The 1,354-nt window shown below is 70.6% G+C and carries 1 protein-coding gene; it reads left to right on the forward strand.

Annotated features, from left to right (window positions below; genetic code table 11):
• Window positions 1-1,354 (forward strand): condensation domain-containing protein (locus OF819_RS28970; RefSeq protein WP_267246623.1); only part of this gene is annotated, 1,354 nt, incomplete at both ends.

A 1,354-nucleotide genomic window follows, 5' to 3' on the forward strand; every position in this document is an offset into this window, starting at 1 on the left:
CGGAGCTGGTGCCGGTGTCGTACGCGCAGCAGCGGCTGTGGTTCCTGGGCCAGTTCGAGGGCCCCAGTGCGACGTACAACTTGCCTGCCGTGTTCCGGCTTTTGGGTCGGGTGGATGTGGTGGCGCTGGAGTTGGCGCTGGGTGATCTGGTGGGGCGGCACGAGGCGTTGCGGACGGTGTTCCGTGACGTGGACGGCAGCCCGGTGCAGGTGGTTGTGCCTGCTGGCGGGCTGGTGCTGCGGCGCCGGGAGTGCGGCGAGGCGGAGCTGGATGAGGTGGTGCGCGAGGAGGTCGGCTACACCTTCGACCTCGCGTCCGAACTGCCGGTGCGGGCAACCCTCGTCTCCTTGGGTGCGGACGATCATGTGCTGGTGGTGTTGTTCCACCACATCGCCACGGATGGTGAGTCGATGCGTCCGTTTGTGCGTGACCTGAGTGTGGCGTACGAGGCTCGGCTTTCCGGTGGGGTGCCGGACTGGGCGCCGTTGCCGGTGCAGTACGCGGACTACGCGCTGTGGCAGCGCCAGGTGCTGGGTTCGGAGGAGGACCCGGATTCGGAGCTGAGCGGTCAGCTGGCGTTCTGGCGTGAGGCGCTGGCGGATCTGCCGGTGGAGCTGGAGTATCCGACGGACCGGCCTCGCCCGGCGGTGGCGTCGCAGCGTGGCGGGGGGTTCGAGGTCGAGCTGGGCGCGGAGCTGCACGCCCGGCTGGACGATCTGGCCCGTGGTACCGGCACGACCTTGTCGATGGTGGTCCATGCCGCGCTGGCCGGGCTGCTGACCCGGCTGGGTGCGGGGACGGACATTCCGATCGGTACGCCGGTGGCGGGTCGTTCGGACGAGGCGCTGGACGGGCTGATCGGCTTCTTCGTCAACACTCTGGTTCTGCGCACGGACACGTCCGGTGACCCGACGTTCCGGGACATCCTGGGCCGGGTCCGCGAGACGAGTCTGGCGGCGTACGAGCACCAGGACGTGCCGTTCGAGCGGGTCGTGGAAGCCCTTAACCCGCCGCGCTCGGCCGCCCGCAACCCCCTCTGCCAGATCATGCTCCAGGTCGGTACGGGATCGGGGCGGGCCGGCCTGGAGCTGCCCGGCGCCGAGGTGGAGACCGTCTTCGCGCTCGGCGACGTGGCCAAGCTGGACCTGGACCTCAACTTCCAGGCGGGCGTGCTGGACGACGGCCGCCCCGGCCCGCTCCGCGCGTACGTCGGGTTCGCGACCGACCTGTTCGACGCCCCGACCGTCCACCGCATGATCGACCGGCTCGTGCGGGTGCTCGAGGCGGTCGCGGCCGACCCCGACCAGCGGCTGAGCGCCGTCGACCTCCTCGACCAGGACGAGCGGCGGCAGGT

Origin of the sequence: Streptomyces sp. PR69 (assembly GCF_026420845.1) — a bacterium.
Classification (GTDB): Bacteria; Actinomycetota; Actinomycetes; order Streptomycetales; family Streptomycetaceae; genus Streptomyces.